Here is a 15828-nt window from a genome sequence, read left to right on the forward strand (position 1 = left end):
GGTGATGTCTAAAGTAAGTTTTTCCTAGTCAAGAAAAAAATCATCTTTAAAACCTATTAAATAGAGCTGTTTTTTGGCTCTAGTTACAGCTGTGTACAACCACCGTAAATAGTCTTTGCTCACACCATTGGGCAAATAAGGTTGCTCCACAAAAACGGTATCCCATTGCCCTCCTTGGGATTTGTGGCAGGTAATTGCATAGGAAAACTTCACTTGAAGCGCATTAAAAAATCTGTTGTTCTTTACTCCCAAAAACTTTCGGTATTTGGTTTTTTCGTGTGCGTAATCTTTCATCACTTCTTGATACAATCGATTTCCATCCTCGTAAGATAATGAAGGTGATTCGGCGTTTATAGTGTCCAAGAGCAAAACTGTTTCAAATGGTTTTTGATTTGGATAATCTACCATCTTTACTTTTACTTCAGCAAAAGTGAATCCATACAATTCTTTGATAGCGAAAAGTTCCAGAATTTCGATAATATCTCCATTGGCAATAAACCCAGCTTCGGAAGTGGCCTTCAACCAAAAATAGTTGTTTTTTACCACCATCATATAATCCCCAACGGCAATATCATTTTCCAAGAAAAGGATGCGCTCCCTAATATTTTGATTGTAAAGATTCGCTCTTTTATTAGATCGGACAATAATGGCAGTTTCTTCTTTACCATTTTCTGAATACGATGAATCAATGGCTTCTTGTATCTCATTACCATCTATCAACCGAATTATATCCTTATAATGTGCCAAATCAAATTTGAAGTCGTCGAAATATTCGGATTGTAGTTGCTCCCTTAATAAGGTTGCATTGTGTAATATTCCCGAATTCTCCCGTTGACGCATTACCTCATCCAATTCCAAATACTCAATTTCCTTATCATAATTTAAGGAGAGTCGATTTTCATCCAAAGCAGGGCTTAAATCCAATTTTACGGGAGGTAACTGCGCGGTGTCACCAATCAAAATCAACCTGCAATTGTGACCTGAGTGCACATAAAACATTAAATCATCTAGCAAAGAACCATTTTCGAAGAGTTTGGAATCGGCAGGAGTATCTGGAATCATGGAAGCCTCATCTACTATAAATATGGTATTGCGATGTTTGTTCGGGGCCAATACAAATTGAATACCTCCACCAGATTGTTTTTTGGGAAAATATATCTTTTTATGAATGGTAAATGCCTTACTACCGGAATAAACGGACATCACTTTGGCTGCTCTACCAGTGGGTGCCATTAAAATGGCACTCATTTTCATTTTCCATAAATTATTTACCAAAGTGGCTATCAAGGTAGTTTTCCCTGTTCCTGCAAACCCTTTTAACAGGAATACTTGGTCCTTTTTTCCGTCTAAAACAAAGCTAGCCAACTTTTTAAGTGCCAAACCTTGCTTTAGAGTAGGTGAATGGGGAAATTTTTCGGTTAAAATTTTTAGAAATTCAGGTGTGTTAAAATCCTTCATGAGCCTTAAATATACCACGGTTTTTTAAAGCAAAAAGTTTCCTGATTAAAAAAAAATTGTAGATTTGTCAGTAACCACTAAATTAACTTTGAAAGACTGTATCAGATATGTTAAATTTAATTCTTATTGTTGTTTTAATATGCCTTGTAACCGTAGGGCTAGTATTCTTGATTGACAGGTTATTACCTCAAAAAATCAAACCAGTTTTGGTAATTGTTTTCGGACTTTTCAGCATTTACCTAGGTTACATGATATATGAATCCATCAATGCCCCCATCGAATTCAACAAAGTTAGAAAAGAAAGATTTTCTCAAGTAATTTCTAAACTTAAAGACATTCGTGATTCGCAAGAAGCGTACAAGACCGTTAATGGTAAGTATGCAAATGATTTTCAGAGCCTTATTCAATTCATCGATACAGGCAATTACACCATCACTACGCAACGTGATTCATCTTTCATGAGGTATGACAGAGCTTATCAAATTGATATGCAACAGGATACCATCATTATTGATACATTGGGTACTGTAAGTGTAAAAGATTCTATTTTTGGAGCCGATACTCGTTACAAATCCATGATGGACGTGCCTTACGCTCAAAATAATGAGAAGTTTGAAATGAAAGCTGACATTATTGACAAGAGTGGGTACAAAGCTCCTGTATTTGAAGCTAAGGTGAAAAAAGAAGTAGTGCTTTACGATCAACCAGCAGATTTGTTGGAAAAAGAAAAAGCACACCAAAGTGTTGAAGAAGTAAACGGTACCGAAATTAAAGTAGGTTCGTTGACAGATGTTAGTACCAATGGAAACTGGCCTCCTATTTACGATAGGAAAAACAACTAACTATAGAACAGAAAGTAAAAAATACTACCTATAGGAAACTGTCCATTCAAGCTGGCTTGAATGGACTTTCTTTTTGTGTGTCGGATACGATCACCAATAAAATATTGGCGTTCGAAAAAGTTCGATTCAACACACCCTCTACGCCGTACCTTTTATTAAAGGAGTTAAAGGCCAAACTCAGCGATCAAGGAGACATAGGTCGAAACTTCTCAGAAGTAATGGTCATCCACAAAAACAATATGTTCAGTTTGGTGCCCAAACCACTTTTTAATGAGGAAGAACTCCCAAACTATTTAAAGTTCAATGCCAAAATAATGGCGAACGATCTTATCGCGTACGACGAGATTCCCAATCAAGAATTGGTGAACGTTTACATTCCCTACACCAATATCAACAATTACATTTTTGAGCTTTTTGGGGAATTTGAATTCAAGCATAGTGGTACGGTTTTGATCTCAACCTTGTTGAACCAAAATCGAATGGGTACAGAACCTGTTTGTTATGTTCAAGTTTCTGACAAGGAAATGGAAATGATGGTGGTAGCGGATAAAAAATTATTGTTCTACAATCAATTTGAGTTCAAGACTAAAGAAGATTTTCTCTACTACCTATTGTTCAGCATGGAACAATTGAATGTGGATTTGGAGAAGGTACAATTAAAATTGTTCGGAGCAGTTTCCGAGGGAGATCCAATTTACGAGCTGTGCTATACATATGTAAAACACGTTTCTGTTTTTGTGCCCAGCAATCCAAGTTTCCCAATTGATGAATTGGAAAACGAAAGCATTGACTTCTCCATTTTAAGTGCATTATAAATGCGGATTATTTCTGGAACATATAAAGGAAAGCGACTGACCGCTCCAAAAAAATTGCCCGTTCGCCCCACGACGGATATGGCAAAGGAGTCACTTTTCAATATATTGAATAACCGTTTTTATTTTGACGAATTAAAAGTGCTCGACCTTTTTGCTGGTACCGGCAATATCAGTTACGAATTTGCTTCTAGAGGTGTTGAGGACATTACTGCTGTGGATGCCTTTCCAGGATGCATTCAATTTATTACCAAGACAGCAAAAGAATTGGAGTTTTCCATTGATGCCATTAAGGCGGATGTTTTCAAATATTTGGAACGAAACTCTGAAAAGTTTGACCTTATTTTTGCAGACCCTCCCTATGCTTTTGAGACCGAAGAATTTTTGAAGATTGCCAATTTGGTTTTTGAGCAAGATTTATTGCTGGAAGATGGCGTTTTAGTGATTGAACATTCAGACCAAACTGACTTATCAGAACACCCAAAATTTTCGGAACAAAGAAAATACGGAAGTAGTATTTTTAGTTTCTTTGAAATAGAATAAAAGCAGGCCATAAGCCGGATTCTGTATACCCTTATCATTTATCTAGGCCTTTAGTTACCCAAAGGCTCGAACCGCCTACCCTCCAACTCGAGCGTGCAGCCCTCAAACATTGGTTTACATGACGTTTCACCGCATAGAGTTTACCTGATTTCACTACAGCCGAACTGTACTTGCTTTCTGTTGCACTTGTCCTCGCCTTTCGACGGACGGGCGTTACCCGCTATGCCGCACTATGGTGTCCAGACTTTCCTCTTCGAACCTGTACAAACAAGCTCGCAGCGATAAGGTGGCCTGCTGGCGGCAAAGGTAATCCTAATTGTTAATAAAAAAAGACTTTAGTAGAGGGATAGCCATAGCTTTACCCGCTCCTATTTTTATATTTGTATTTATTCAATGGCAGCAACTTTGGAACCTTTTGTAGTATCGGCGAGGAAATACCGCCCCCAAACATTTAAAGATGTTGTGGGACAGGAGGCTATTACCAATACCTTGCTCAACGCCATCGATAACAACCACTTAGCACAAGCCTTGCTTTTTTGCGGTCCAAGAGGGGTTGGAAAAACCACCTGTGCCCGTATTTTGGCCAAGCAAATCAACCAAGATGGTTCCGAAAGGGAAGATGAAGATTTTGCGTTCAACATTTTTGAGCTGGATGCCGCTTCCAACAATTCCGTGGACGATATCCGAAGTTTGATCGATCAAGTTCGAATTCCACCTCAAGTTGGAAAATATAAGGTTTACATCATCGACGAGGTGCATATGCTCTCCCAATCGGCTTTCAATGCATTTTTGAAGACGTTGGAAGAACCACCAAAGCATGCCATTTTTATTCTGGCAACCACTGAAAAGCATAAAATCATCCCCACCATACTTTCAAGGTGCCAAATTTTTGATTTTAAGCGAATCACGGTTAAAGATGCCACCGAATATTTAAAATATATTGCCGATCAACAAGATATTGAAGCCGAAGAAAGTGCCCTCCACATTATTGCCCAAAAAGCAGATGGAGCCATGCGAGATGCGCTGTCCATTTTTGACCGGGTAGTAAGCTTTTCAGGCAAACAGTTGACCCGTAAATCTGTAACGGAAAACCTCAATGTTCTAGATTACGATATTTACTTTTCGGCCACCGATTTAATTCTGGAGAACAACATTCCTGAACTTTTGGTGCTGTTCAACAAAACGCTTTCATTAGGTTTTGATGGACACCATTTTATCACAGGATTGGCTTCGCATTTTAGGGATTTGATGGTGTGTCAACATCCTGATACATTAAGTTTATTGGAAGTGGGTGAAGATGTGGCCAAACACTATCAGGAACAGGCCAAAAAAGCATCTACAACCTTTTTATTGCAGGCCTTGGATATGGCCAACGACTGCGATTTAAAGTACAAGACCAGTAAAAATCAACGGTTGCTCGTTGAACTTACCCTTATGAAATTAGCCTCCATCACTTTCGATGGAGAAAAAAAAAACGCTGATTTTATAATTCCAGCCTCCTATTTTAAGGATAAATCGAAAGCAACAAACGGACAGACCACTTCAATTCCTGCACCAGAACCACCTGCCAAACAGGTTGAAGCACCCATTTCATCAGAACCAAAAGTAACCGTAACACCAACTCCAGAACCACAACCCGAAAAGGAATTGGTGAGCGAGCCAAAATCCAGTTACGAACCCAAAAAAATACAGTTAAAAGGAGCTGAAAAGCGTGTTTCTGGACTTTCCCTGTCAAGCATCAAGGTGAAAAAAGCTCATGTGAACACCAAAGCTGTTGATATTGACGAAGCGAATTTACCCAAAGATCTTTTTGACGAAGCTTCGATGCAAAAGCATTGGGACGATAGAGTACATTTATTGGAAAATCAGGGACGTAAAATCTTGGCGAGTAATTTTCAAACGGATGTGCCAAAACTCAAAAATGAGCACACCATTTGGATTGAGCTACCGAACAATACCATGAAAAAGGAAATTGAACGGGAACAGAGTCTGATGATGGATTATCTCAAAGAAAAGCTGAACAACTACTCCATCAGCTTGTTTATCACGGTAAATGAAGAAGTAGCCAAAAAGTTTGCCTTTACCCCTGCCGAGAAATATGAAAAGCTTCGGGAGAAAAACCCGAATATCGATTTACTACGAAAAGAGTTCGACCTAGACTTTTGATTTGTTTACAAAGCGGGTGCGCATGCCAAGAATCAACATGACAGCGGCAGCGATTAAAGAGCCCAAAGATTCTCTCCCCTCTTCAATATTTACGGTTTTCATGCCGTGGTCCAATTGTACTCCCTCATAAGTTTCAGGCCAATACACCACAAAAAGCACCAAAAAGAAAATGGTCAAGATGAAATAAACGATAGGTTTCAGTTTTCTCATCAAAAACAAAATGGAGGCGGCGGCTGCAGCCAAATAGATTAAAATCCACTTAAATGCATCTGGATCATTGTATTGTACCGCAATGGCATAACCAAATAAAAGTGTAAAAACAATGGCGAAGATTTTGAAAAATGTTTCCATAATTTAGGTTGTTACATGGTTTTTTAGAATTTCATTTACTTCTGTTGCAAGTAATTCTGATTGAGTCAGTTTATCCGAATTGTTAGTGATCAAAATTGGCCAATCATCTTTATCTTCAGGGATTCTTCCGTGAGAGCCCTTTATCAATTCAGCCTTTAAAGGGATGATGTCCAAGACGGTTCTGAATCCCAATTTCTTTTTGAGGAGTTTCCATACCACTTTCAGCATGGTGAATTTATCCGCTGGGTCGGTCAACATTTCAACGGGATCATACCCAGGTTTTTTATGAATGTCCACCATTCTTGCATAATCGGGTGCCACGGCATCATCTTCCCAAAAATAGTAGGTGAACCAGCTATCCTTATCAGCTACCAAAACAAAGTCGCCTGCTCGCTCATGATCCAAATGGACTTTATCCAGTTCGTTTTTTGGAATCACTCGTTCAACCCCAGGAATCGTTTTCAGGTATGCAAACAGCTTGTCACTTTCCGTTGGATCTTTTACATACACATGGGCAATTTGATGGTCTGCAACAGCGAAAGCCTTACTTGCCCCAGCATCCAAAAGTTCGAGACCGCGTTCAATTCGTATATCCAAATAACCTTCTTTGCGTAAATATCGATTGATGTGGATAGGATTTGAAACGTCTGTAATGCCATATTCGGACAATAGAACAACGTTTGCCGATTGAGTATCGTAGTATTCCACCAAATCCTTTACAACGACATCTATCTCGTTTAAATCTTTTTGTATAATATTAAAATCAAGGCCATAACGCTGAATGTTGTAATCCAAATGCGGCAAATAGACCAAGGTCAAGGTAGGATTGTTTTCCTTATCCATTTCCACGGTGGCATCTGCAATCCATTTGCTCGATTTAATGGAGGTTTTAGGGCCCCAAAAATTAAATAATGGAAAAGTCCCCAACTTCTCTTGCAGCTTGTCGCGCAAGTCTGAAGGATAGGTATAGATATCTGGAATCTTCCTGCCATCCGCCAAATAATTCGGTCTAGGTGTGGCACTAAAATCCACAGTGCTGTACATATTGTACCACCAAAACATATTGGCACAGGTAAAGTTTTGGTCCTTTTGCTTGAGTTCGTCCCAAATTTTATCTGTTTGCACCAAAGGATTGCCCTGTCTCCAGAATTTTACCTCCAATTCATCCTTAAAATACCAACCATTGGCCACGATACCATGTTCTGAGGGCCATTTCCCAGTGAGATAGGTACTTTGTACCGAACAGGTCACTGCTGGCAACACAGGTTGAATAACACTACCCTTTCCCTTTTCCAAAAAAGATTTGATAAATGGAGTGTACTCCCCAATCAATCTTTGGGTCAATCCTACAACATTGATAACAACGGTCTTCTTCATTACAATCTGGATTTCATCCAATTCAACTCCCGTGCAATGGATTCGGTAATGGGAACTTTTAGTTTTTCGGGCAACACATCCCAAGTATAGGTTTCCACTTCAATATGGCTGCTTACAAAATGTTCTTTCAAATAGTCCAACACCTTTTCTATTTGATCTTGGGTAGATTGCAGCAAGCCATAATCCTTTAAAAAGATAGGCACATGAAAATGGGAACGCAATTCATCAAATGGTGCTTTTTTCTCCAAAATCATGGGAAGATCATTATAAGTGACCACCTTTCCATTCACTTTTTCGGTCACTTGGTGCAAGTAAATGGGCTCATTAAATTGAGCCAATGTACTCCACAACTCATCTACTTTGTCTTCGTTAAAAAGAATTTTGAGTGCTGCACTCACTTGGATTTTCCCCACTTTTATTCCAACATGCTTTAACTGATTAAAAGTTAACGTTGGCTCTTCGTAGGCTAATGCGAAATGACAAACGTCATAGCAAACGGTAATATATTTTTTAAGTAAGGCCTCGGATTCCTCCTTGTTGAATTCCAATTCCCCAAATATTTTAATGGCTTCTGGAATTAAATAGGTGTCATAAAAATCGAGTACCTCTTGGGTGTTCTCCAAAAAGCCGTCGGGTTCGGGTTCTATGTCCAAATGCATATAACGGCCCGATTTTTTTTCGGTTTGATACAGTTCTAATGCTACCTGAACCATATTAGCTGCCCCTATTTGGAAAGCTCTGTGCTTTTCCTCATCAGTATTGAACCAATGTTTATAAGAAACTGGAGATGTGGAAATTCCGCACTCCAAATCTTTTGGTGCTAAAAAGTCCAGTTGCTTGAAAAGTCGTAAAGTATATTTTAATCTTTTATCGGTAGTCCAATCAGGAACATGTACTTGGTCTTTTACGGGTTCACCATGGAAGTTCCCATAGGGAAATCCGTTCATGGTAAACACATAACAGTTTATCTCGGTAAGCCAATCCTTGAATTCCTGCAATTGCTCATCAGTGACTTCCTCACTTGCGGCATTGCTCAAACGCAGTCCCAGCCCAAAAGGTTCGTTCGGGGATACATCGTTTTTAATTGAGGGGAGATTTTGTTTAAGGCTTGTATAGGTTTCTTCCCAATCACCTCCTGCGTGAATGTTGGTGCAATAGGTTAAGTGGTAATCTTTTATTCTCATAAGGAGTTCTGCGGTTTGTACATAAAGCTACGGGCTGCTTCCTCCATTACTTTGTAATCTATAGTATGTACGTCTGTTTTTTTGCCAATTTCAGGAATAAGGGTTATGGTAAGTTCGCCTCCCAAATGCTCCCTGAATTCTTCAATTCCTTTGAGGAGTTCTTGAATTTCCGAGTCAGTTTCCAAGGGCAAGTCCAAGTCAAAACCGACTTTTTTCAAAACGGACAGAATTCTATCCAAATCTCCATTAAAAACGCCAATCAATTTGGCATAGACCATATCCATCGCCATTCCTATAGCTACCGCCTCTCCATGACGCACTTGGTATTGGGTCATGTATTCCAATTTATGGGCCGACCAATGTCCAAAATCCAACGGTCTGGAAGAGCCTTTTTCAAAAGGATCACCTCCTTTGGAGATATGTTCCATGTGCAATTCGGCACAACGATGAATCAAATAGGCCATTGGCTCCAATTCACGATGGGCTAGGGCCTCTGCATTGGCTTCAATATATTCGAAAAAGGTTTTGTCCTTGATCAATGCCACTTTAACAGCCTCAGCAATTCCTGCTACCCAATCACGTTGCTCCAGGGTCTTCAAAAATTCCAAATCGTTGATAATCGCATAAGGAATGGCAAACGTTCCCAGGAAATTCTTCTTTCCGAAAGCATTTACACTGTTCTTCACTCCGACCGCTGCATCATTTTGAGATAATACAGTTGTTGGAATTCGAATCAACTGTACTCCTCTATGGGCGATCGTTGCTGCATATCCCACCATATCAACCACAGCCCCTCCACCAATGGCCACCACAAATGAATGTCGGCAAATGGCATTGTTATTTATGCCCTCCAAGCATTTATCAACGCTCTTTTGGTCTTTTTTGCTGTCTTCACCACCTGGCACCACAATCAATTCCGTAAACTGTATTTGATGTTTAAAATGGTCGCAATAGGCTTGAATTTGTTTTTCTAAACCTGAATGGGAATCAAAAACACCCTGATCCACAACAAATTGACATTTGATAGGCTCGTTGGGGCGATAAGCTTCCAGCACATTTTTAAACAAAGGGTTTTCCAATGCAAATAAATGCTGGGTGAAAAGAAGTTGATATGTGTACCGTACGTTAAATTCTTGTTGAATCGTAGGCAATGTACTTATGTCCATATGTTATGTAACTGCAAATTGTTTTGCCAAAAAAATCGATAATGGCAATAATAAAAGTATTAAAAGTCCAACCAAAATATTGGAATAGGCCACTGCAATAGCTGCATCCAATAAAATTATGGACAATACTCCAGCTTTCACTGCTTTTTTGATATTGTTGGGTATATTTTCCTTGTATGCGATAACCAATGGCCTAAATACCATCAAAGCGAAAAGCAGTAAAAACACCAAGTATGTTAGATTGGATGCTGCATAAACCATATGCAAAGCTCCAATTCCAATCAATACTATCACATATAACAAACCTGCCAGCAAAATATTGCCTTTGTTTTTACCGTGAACCTCTCCTCTACTGATCATGGTCACCGCAAAAATAAACACGATGGGAATCAGCACATAAGGCCAATTTTCAAAATCATTGAACAACGAAATGCCCATTAAAAGGTTCAAACCACGGCAAATCCCCATATTAAGTGGTCCAAAAAAGGAATGATGTTTTGCATACTTGTCATAAGAAAGAATGGCAAGCGCCAATAGCACAGCAACATATCCACTCAGGGTATTTGCTAAAAAAGCCAACCCAATTCCGATTACCAATAAAAGAAAACCGAACAAGCTTGCTTTACCTAAAGGTACAACACCACTTGGGATGGGTCTTTCTGGTCGTTCCACTTTATCAATTTCGATATCAAATACATCATTGAGCACCACACCACCTGCATATAAAAATACAGATGCCATGATCAAAAGGAATGCTGAATAAGGGACATCCAACGGAAATTCAAAGGTTGACAACCCTAAGAATAATCCTGAAATGGACATTCCTGCAATGATATCGGCTGCGGCGGTAGGCAAGTTCGCAGGCCTACACAACTGAAGATATGCCTTTAAACGCGGCCCCATTAAACGATTTTGTTGTCCTCTACTTTGGGCTCTTGGCCTCTCAGAACACTGTTGTCATCATAGAGTTTACGTTGGTCAATGGCCTCAGGGGTCAACCAGTGCTCCTCGTTCATTTTTCCTGATCTACCGAAGAAATCCAATGCATTTTGGTAACATGTTTTTACCACATCTTCGCGTGGAATACCATTCTGCAACATCAAATTGGCTGTTTTTGGAACGGCCAATGGATCACTTACACCCCAATCGGCAGAACTATCCACAATAATATTGTCGCTGCCGAACTTTCGAACGACTTCGACCATGCGTTGATTTCCCATTTTTGTTTTTGGGTAGATGGTAAAGGCAGCGATGAATCCACGATCCAAAACATCTTTTACTGTTTCTTCATTGTTATGATCGATAACCACCATACCAGGGTCGATTCCATGCTCCAAGCAAACTTCCATACTGGTTATAGTTCCCGCCTTTTTATCACGGTGTGGTGTGTGTACTTGAACCATCATGTTAAAAGCTTTGGCCAATTCCAACTGCTCTCTAAAGAAACGGTCTTCCGCCTTGGTTTGATCATCATAACCAATTTCACCAATGGCCACTACATTTTCCTTATGAAGATATAATGGTAATAGTTCCATCACTTCTTCGGCCAAAGGAACATTGTTGGCCTCTTTGGAGTTCAAACCAATGGTACAATAATGCTTGATTCCGAACTGGGATGCCCTAAAAGGCTCCCAACCCACAAGACTACTAAAGTAGTCCTGAAACGAACCTACCTGGGTTCTAGCTTGTCCCAGCCAAAAAGATGGTTCTATAACGGCAACAACACCCGCTGCCGCCATGGCCTCATAATCATCCGTAGTTCTCGAAGTCATGTGAACGTGAGGATCTATGATCATTAATTTATCATTCATGATACTATAAATTTTTCCAGGTTAAATCACCCTGTTCTACTTTGGGTAGGTGGGTGTCATGTTTTTTGAGTAATTCTTTAGCTTCATCCAAGTTGGAGTGAAAACAAACCAATGTTCCCGCTTTTTGCTCCCTTTCATTTTCACTTTGCAAAATCCGTTCTATATCATTTACCAAATTCCCTTTTATAAAATTGGAAACGGGTCTCCAGAACATCGGATCAATTTCTCTTGAGGCTGCCCATCTTTCATGCGCGTAATCGGAAATGATACGGGTTAAATCTGCATTGGCCATTTTTTCAATTTCAGGAATTTGTTTCAAGTCTTGCATCATAAATGCTGACTTGAGGTACATCTGATTCCATTCATGGTTGGAAAAATAGCGAGATGGATAGGGATTATGTTGCGAAATGGCATTAAACACCGTAGCGATATTAGTCCGCAAGGCTTCAACGGCCGCAAACTTGAAATGTTCTGGTTCTGGTAATAGAATCAAAAACTTCAAAAAGGTTTCCAACTCGGTTTTATCGGCTACTTGAATCAATTGCTGCACAGATTGCAAGAAATCTTCACTTGCTTCCAAAGCAGCGGTCAAAATAAAAATTCTGGCCATCTCCAAGGTCGATGCTTTTTGCACCTCCAAATACGATTTCCATTCAAAATCTGCAGTACCAAAATTGGTGATGGATTTATCTTGAATTTTGGAAGCACAAAGGCTATAGGTCATGTATAAATCCCTTTTACTTTTTGTTTCAAGGATTTTATCCATTGCACCTATCAACCATTGATATTCGGACTCTGACAGGTTTAATTGTAATATATCGGAGAGATACTCTTTAGAGGTTTGGACCATAAGAATAGACTAGAATCTGTTGGTTCTACAAATATAACGAGGGTTGGGGGAATTTATTTAATCCTATCAGATTATCTTTGCGATAAAGATTTAGAATGATGCTAGGCCTGAAATTACCGACCGACCCGAGATGGGTGAACATTGTAGAAAAGAATATCGAAGAAATCTTGACCGATCACGCGTATTGCGAGCAAAAAGCGGCAAGCACGGCCATTTCGTTGATTATCGGCTTCCCAGAAAAATCGGAATTGGTAAAGGAAATGACTGCTCTAGCCCGTGAAGAAATGGGGCATTTTCATATGGTACACGACAGAATCTTGAAAAGAGGTTGGGTATTGGGCCGTGAACGCAAAGATGAATACGTTATCGAATTGATGAAGTTCTTTCCCAAAGGTGGAAGTCGTGATACACATTTGGTACACAAACTTTTGTATGCCGCCTTGATTGAAGCACGCAGTTGCGAACGATTCCGTTTGCTTTCTGAAGAAATCAACGATGAAGAACTATCCGAGTTTTACCGCAATTTGATGGTGAGCGAAGCCAACCACTACACCATGTTCCTAAAATTTGCCCGAAAGTATGGCAACAAGGAGGAAGTGGATAAAAAATGGCAAGACCTCTTGGATTACGAAGCTGAATTGATGAAAAATTTGGGTAAAAAGGAAACCATGCACGGTTAACGGCTTGGTAATTCCCTTATGATTTCAACTTATCTTGATAGTAAAAGTACATTTCGAACTGAGAGCGTAATTCAGGGACATTTTTAGGTCGCTTTTTATATGCATTGTCCTGTTTTGCAGAAAAGACTCTCGCCTTAAGGTTGTCCCTCCATGAAATATCGAATGTATCCAACAGTTCTTGTCTGATGTCTGGATCATAAATTGGACATCCTACTTCTACCCTAAAATCAAGGTTACGGGTCATCCAATCCGCCGAAGAGATATAGATTTTCGGGTCACCTCCATTTCCAAAAATGAACAATCTTGGGTGTTCCAAAAACTTGTCAACCACACTAATGGCCTCAATATTTTCACTCATGCCCTCAACTCCTGGAATCAAACAGTTTATGCCACGAACAATCATCTGAATCTTGACTCCTGCTCTACTGGCCTCATACAATTTATCCACCATCTCGTAGGAAGTAAGGCTGTTCATCTTAATTTTGATGTAAGCCTCTTTACCTTGCTCGGCGTTTTCGATTTCCCTATCAATCAACTTTTTAAAGGTTGATTTGGTATAATGTGGAGAGACAATTAGGTGCTTATATTTATTGATTTTGTAGTTGGTCTCAAAGAATCCGAATACTTTGTTCATATCCTTTAGGATACCCTCGTGGGCCGTAAACAAGGTGTAATCGGTATAGATTTTGGCGGTGGATTCATTAAAGTTTCCTGTACTGATAAATCCATAGCGCTTTAATCCCTCTTCTTCTTCACGTTCAATCATACAAATTTTACTGTGCACCTTTAGACCTGGCACACCGAAAATCAGATTTACGCCCTCATCTTGTAAATAATTGGCGTATTCGATATTGTTTTGCTCATCGAATCTAGCCTGTAACTCAATTTGCGCCGTAACTTGCTTCCCATTTTTTGCAGCATTCACCAAAGCATGGGCAATTTGGCTATCACTAGCCAAACGGTAAATCGTAATTTTAATAGAACGTACCAATGGATCTAAAGCGGCCTCCCGTAAAAATTTGGTCACATAACTAAAAGTATGATAAGGCGCATAGATCATGTAGTCCTTGTGGGCTATCATGTTCAGCAAACTCCCTTGCATGCTGAATCCTTTTACGGGTAAGGGGTCAATTTTATCGTACATCAAATCGAATCTTCCCAAACTTGGGAATCCCATATAATCCCTACGATTATGATATCTACCTCCAGGTATCACACTATCAGTATCGGTGATATCCATTTTATCTTTCAAGAACTGGAGCGTGTCTTTATGGATTCCCTTATCGTACACAAAACGAACGGGATCACTAATTTTTCTGTGCTCTACACTGGAAGATATTTTCTCGATAAAACTTTTACTCAGATCGTTGTCAATATCCAATTCGGCATCACGGGTAATCTTGATCATGTGCGCCGAAATGGATTCAAAATCGAACATCGTAAACACACTGTCCAAGCAAAAACGAATCAAATCATCCAACATGATGATGTAATCCTTGCCATCCTCTTTGGGCAACACCACAAAGCGGTCAATTCCTTTAGGAATTTCTATCAAGGCATATCGATTGTGCTTTCCGCCCGCTGCCCCATATTTCATTACAATTTTAACAGCGAGATAGGCTGCTGTATCTTTCAATAACGGAAATTCAGCAAGGTCATTCAAGATGATGGTCATCAACTCTTGATTCACCTTTTTGAAGAAGTACTCACGGATAAATTCCGCTTGGCTTTCGCTTACTTCAGTTTCCTTAATGATGAAAATATTTTCTTCGCGAAGCTCACGATCAATTTCCTTAAAAATCTCAAGACTACGGGTTTGTTGTGCGATTACAATTTTGGTGATTTCTTCCAAAAGATCTTGGGCCTTTTCTCCACCCAAAACACTTTTTCCAGATTTACCAGCTTCCACAATTCGCTTTACAGTGGCATACCGTACTTTGAAAAACTCATCCAAATTGTTACTGAAAATTCCTAAAAAGCGTAGACGGTCAATCAGTGGAACACGCTTATCTTTGCTTTCTTGAAGCACCCTAGCATTAAAATGTAACCAGCTGATTTCCCGATTTATATATTCGTTTTTTGTTTTTACCATCTATTATTTCAAGTGTTTTGGAAAGACCATTTGTTTAGTGGTGCCCTTGGCTATTTTTGACCAATCATCCACACCAAATGTAATGTGAACCAGTCCAGCCGTGGGAACGTTTTCAATATACTGATCTCCCCAAGTATTTGCAAGTGAAGTGAACGCATAATTATGCCCAAATATGGCAACGGTGTTAAAACGATTGTCCAATTGCTCCACAAAATGCTGTACGCTACCTCCCGAAAAATCATACAGCTGCTCGTTAACCCTGAAATTATTAAAATCAAAGTTTAGAGTTCGTGTGAAAATCATGCTAGTATGTAAGGCTCGATTTGCTGGACTTGAAAAAGCAAAGTCTATTTCGGGAGCATGCAATTTGAAGGTTTTGGCCACTAAATGCGCATCGTTGATGCCTCTTTCCTGCAAGGGTCTATCCTTATCGGAAACATCATAATCCCAAGAGGATTTACCGTGTCGCATTAAAATGAGTTGCTTCATAACCAAA

Annotated in this window: 15 protein-coding genes and 1 other RNA gene; 5 read left to right on the forward strand and 11 right to left on the reverse strand. The window is 39.5% G+C overall.

Annotation, left to right across the window (positions count from 1 at the left end; translation table 11 throughout):
* Positions 1-24: 24 nt before the first annotated feature.
* Complete coding sequence (locus tag BLQ18_RS14095; RefSeq protein ID WP_090297944.1) at positions 25-1458, reverse strand: ATP-dependent DNA helicase; 1434 nt, start codon at positions 1456-1458, stop codon at positions 25-27.
* A 194-nt stretch (positions 1459-1652) separates the two neighbouring features.
* On the opposite strand from BLQ18_RS14095, the gene BLQ18_RS14100 reads away from it, so the two are divergent.
* Genes BLQ18_RS14100 through BLQ18_RS14110 form a run of 3 tightly spaced genes read left to right on the forward strand, consistent with a single transcriptional unit; the run spans position 1653 to position 3655 of the window.
* On the forward strand, positions 1653-2300 hold the full coding sequence (locus BLQ18_RS14100) for a hypothetical protein (protein WP_175443778.1): 648 nt from the start codon (positions 1653-1655) through the stop codon (positions 2298-2300).
* A gap of 2 nt (positions 2301-2302) precedes the next feature.
* Positions 2303-3115, forward strand: a complete 813-nt coding sequence (locus tag BLQ18_RS14105) for a DUF3822 family protein (protein WP_090297949.1) — start codon at positions 2303-2305, stop codon at positions 3113-3115.
* Positions 3116-3655: an RsmD family RNA methyltransferase gene (locus tag BLQ18_RS14110; protein ID WP_090297951.1), complete on the forward strand. Its 540-nt coding sequence runs from the start codon at positions 3116-3118 to the stop codon at positions 3653-3655. It abuts the gene before it with no gap.
* On the opposite strand, the gene rnpB is transcribed toward BLQ18_RS14110, so the two are convergent.
* An RNA gene (gene rnpB, locus BLQ18_RS14115) (RNase P RNA component class A) lies at positions 3651-3953 on the reverse strand. The two genes, BLQ18_RS14110 and rnpB, sit on opposite strands and share 5 nt — an antisense overlap.
* Positions 3954-4060: 107 nt before the next feature.
* Between rnpB and BLQ18_RS14120 the strand changes: the two genes are divergently transcribed.
* Positions 4061-5821, forward strand: coding sequence for a DNA polymerase III subunit gamma/tau (locus BLQ18_RS14120; RefSeq protein ID WP_090298233.1), 1761 nt, complete (start codon positions 4061-4063; stop codon positions 5819-5821).
* On the opposite strand, the gene BLQ18_RS14125 is transcribed toward BLQ18_RS14120, so the two are convergent.
* Genes BLQ18_RS14125 through BLQ18_RS14155 form a run of 7 tightly spaced genes read right to left on the reverse strand, consistent with a single transcriptional unit; the run spans position 5810 to position 12560 of the window.
* On the reverse strand, positions 5810-6172 hold the full coding sequence (locus tag BLQ18_RS14125) for a transmembrane 220 family protein (protein ID WP_090297955.1): 363 nt from the start codon (positions 6170-6172) through the stop codon (positions 5810-5812). The genes BLQ18_RS14120 and BLQ18_RS14125 overlap by 12 nt on opposite strands.
* 3 nt (positions 6173-6175) lie before the next feature.
* Positions 6176-7549, reverse strand: a complete 1374-nt coding sequence (locus BLQ18_RS14130) for an alkaline phosphatase family protein (protein ID WP_090297958.1) — start codon at positions 7547-7549, stop codon at positions 6176-6178.
* Entirely contained in the window at positions 7549-8733 is a 1185-nt protein-coding gene (gene eboE / locus BLQ18_RS14135; protein ID WP_090297961.1) for a metabolite traffic protein EboE, read from the reverse strand. The genes BLQ18_RS14130 and eboE overlap by 1 nt, the downstream gene beginning before the upstream one ends.
* A complete protein-coding gene (locus BLQ18_RS14140) occupies positions 8730-9899 on the reverse strand; it encodes a 3-dehydroquinate synthase (protein ID WP_090297964.1) in 1170 nt (389 codons plus the stop codon). The genes eboE and BLQ18_RS14140 overlap by 4 nt, the downstream gene beginning before the upstream one ends.
* Before the next feature lie 3 nt (positions 9900-9902).
* The gene (eboC, locus tag BLQ18_RS14145; protein WP_090297967.1) at positions 9903-10802 is read right to left on the reverse strand and encodes a UbiA-like protein EboC; all 900 of its coding nucleotides are present in this window, start codon (positions 10800-10802) and stop codon (positions 9903-9905) included.
* Positions 10802-11710, reverse strand: a complete 909-nt coding sequence (locus tag BLQ18_RS14150) for a TatD family hydrolase (protein ID WP_090297969.1) — start codon at positions 11708-11710, stop codon at positions 10802-10804. The genes eboC and BLQ18_RS14150 overlap by 1 nt, the downstream gene beginning before the upstream one ends.
* A 4-nt stretch (positions 11711-11714) precedes the next feature.
* Positions 11715-12560 carry an EboA domain-containing protein gene (locus BLQ18_RS14155; RefSeq protein ID WP_090297972.1) on the reverse strand — a complete coding sequence of 282 codons (846 nt, stop codon included), beginning with the start codon at positions 12558-12560 and terminating at the stop codon, positions 11715-11717.
* A 98-nt stretch (positions 12561-12658) separates the two neighbouring features.
* On the opposite strand from BLQ18_RS14155, the gene BLQ18_RS14160 reads away from it, so the two are divergent.
* Positions 12659-13240: a MiaE family protein gene (locus BLQ18_RS14160; RefSeq protein ID WP_090298236.1), complete on the forward strand. Its 582-nt coding sequence runs from the start codon at positions 12659-12661 to the stop codon at positions 13238-13240.
* Positions 13241-13256: 16 nt separating this feature from the next.
* Here BLQ18_RS14160 and ppk1 read toward each other — a convergent pair whose 3' ends face one another.
* Together ppk1 and BLQ18_RS14170 are read right to left on the reverse strand one after the other, a co-directional pair.
* Positions 13257-15332: a polyphosphate kinase 1 gene (ppk1, locus tag BLQ18_RS14165; protein WP_090297975.1), complete on the reverse strand. Its 2076-nt coding sequence runs from the start codon at positions 15330-15332 to the stop codon at positions 13257-13259.
* Between the two features lie 3 nt (positions 15333-15335).
* The gene (locus BLQ18_RS14170; protein ID WP_090297977.1) at positions 15336-15821 is read right to left on the reverse strand and encodes a SixA phosphatase family protein; all 486 of its coding nucleotides are present in this window, start codon (positions 15819-15821) and stop codon (positions 15336-15338) included.
* Between the last annotated feature and the right edge of the window lie 7 nt (positions 15822-15828).

Origin of the sequence: Flagellimonas zhangzhouensis, assembly GCF_900102925.1 — a bacterium.
Taxonomy (GTDB): Bacteria; Bacteroidota; Bacteroidia; order Flavobacteriales; family Flavobacteriaceae; genus Flagellimonas; species Flagellimonas zhangzhouensis.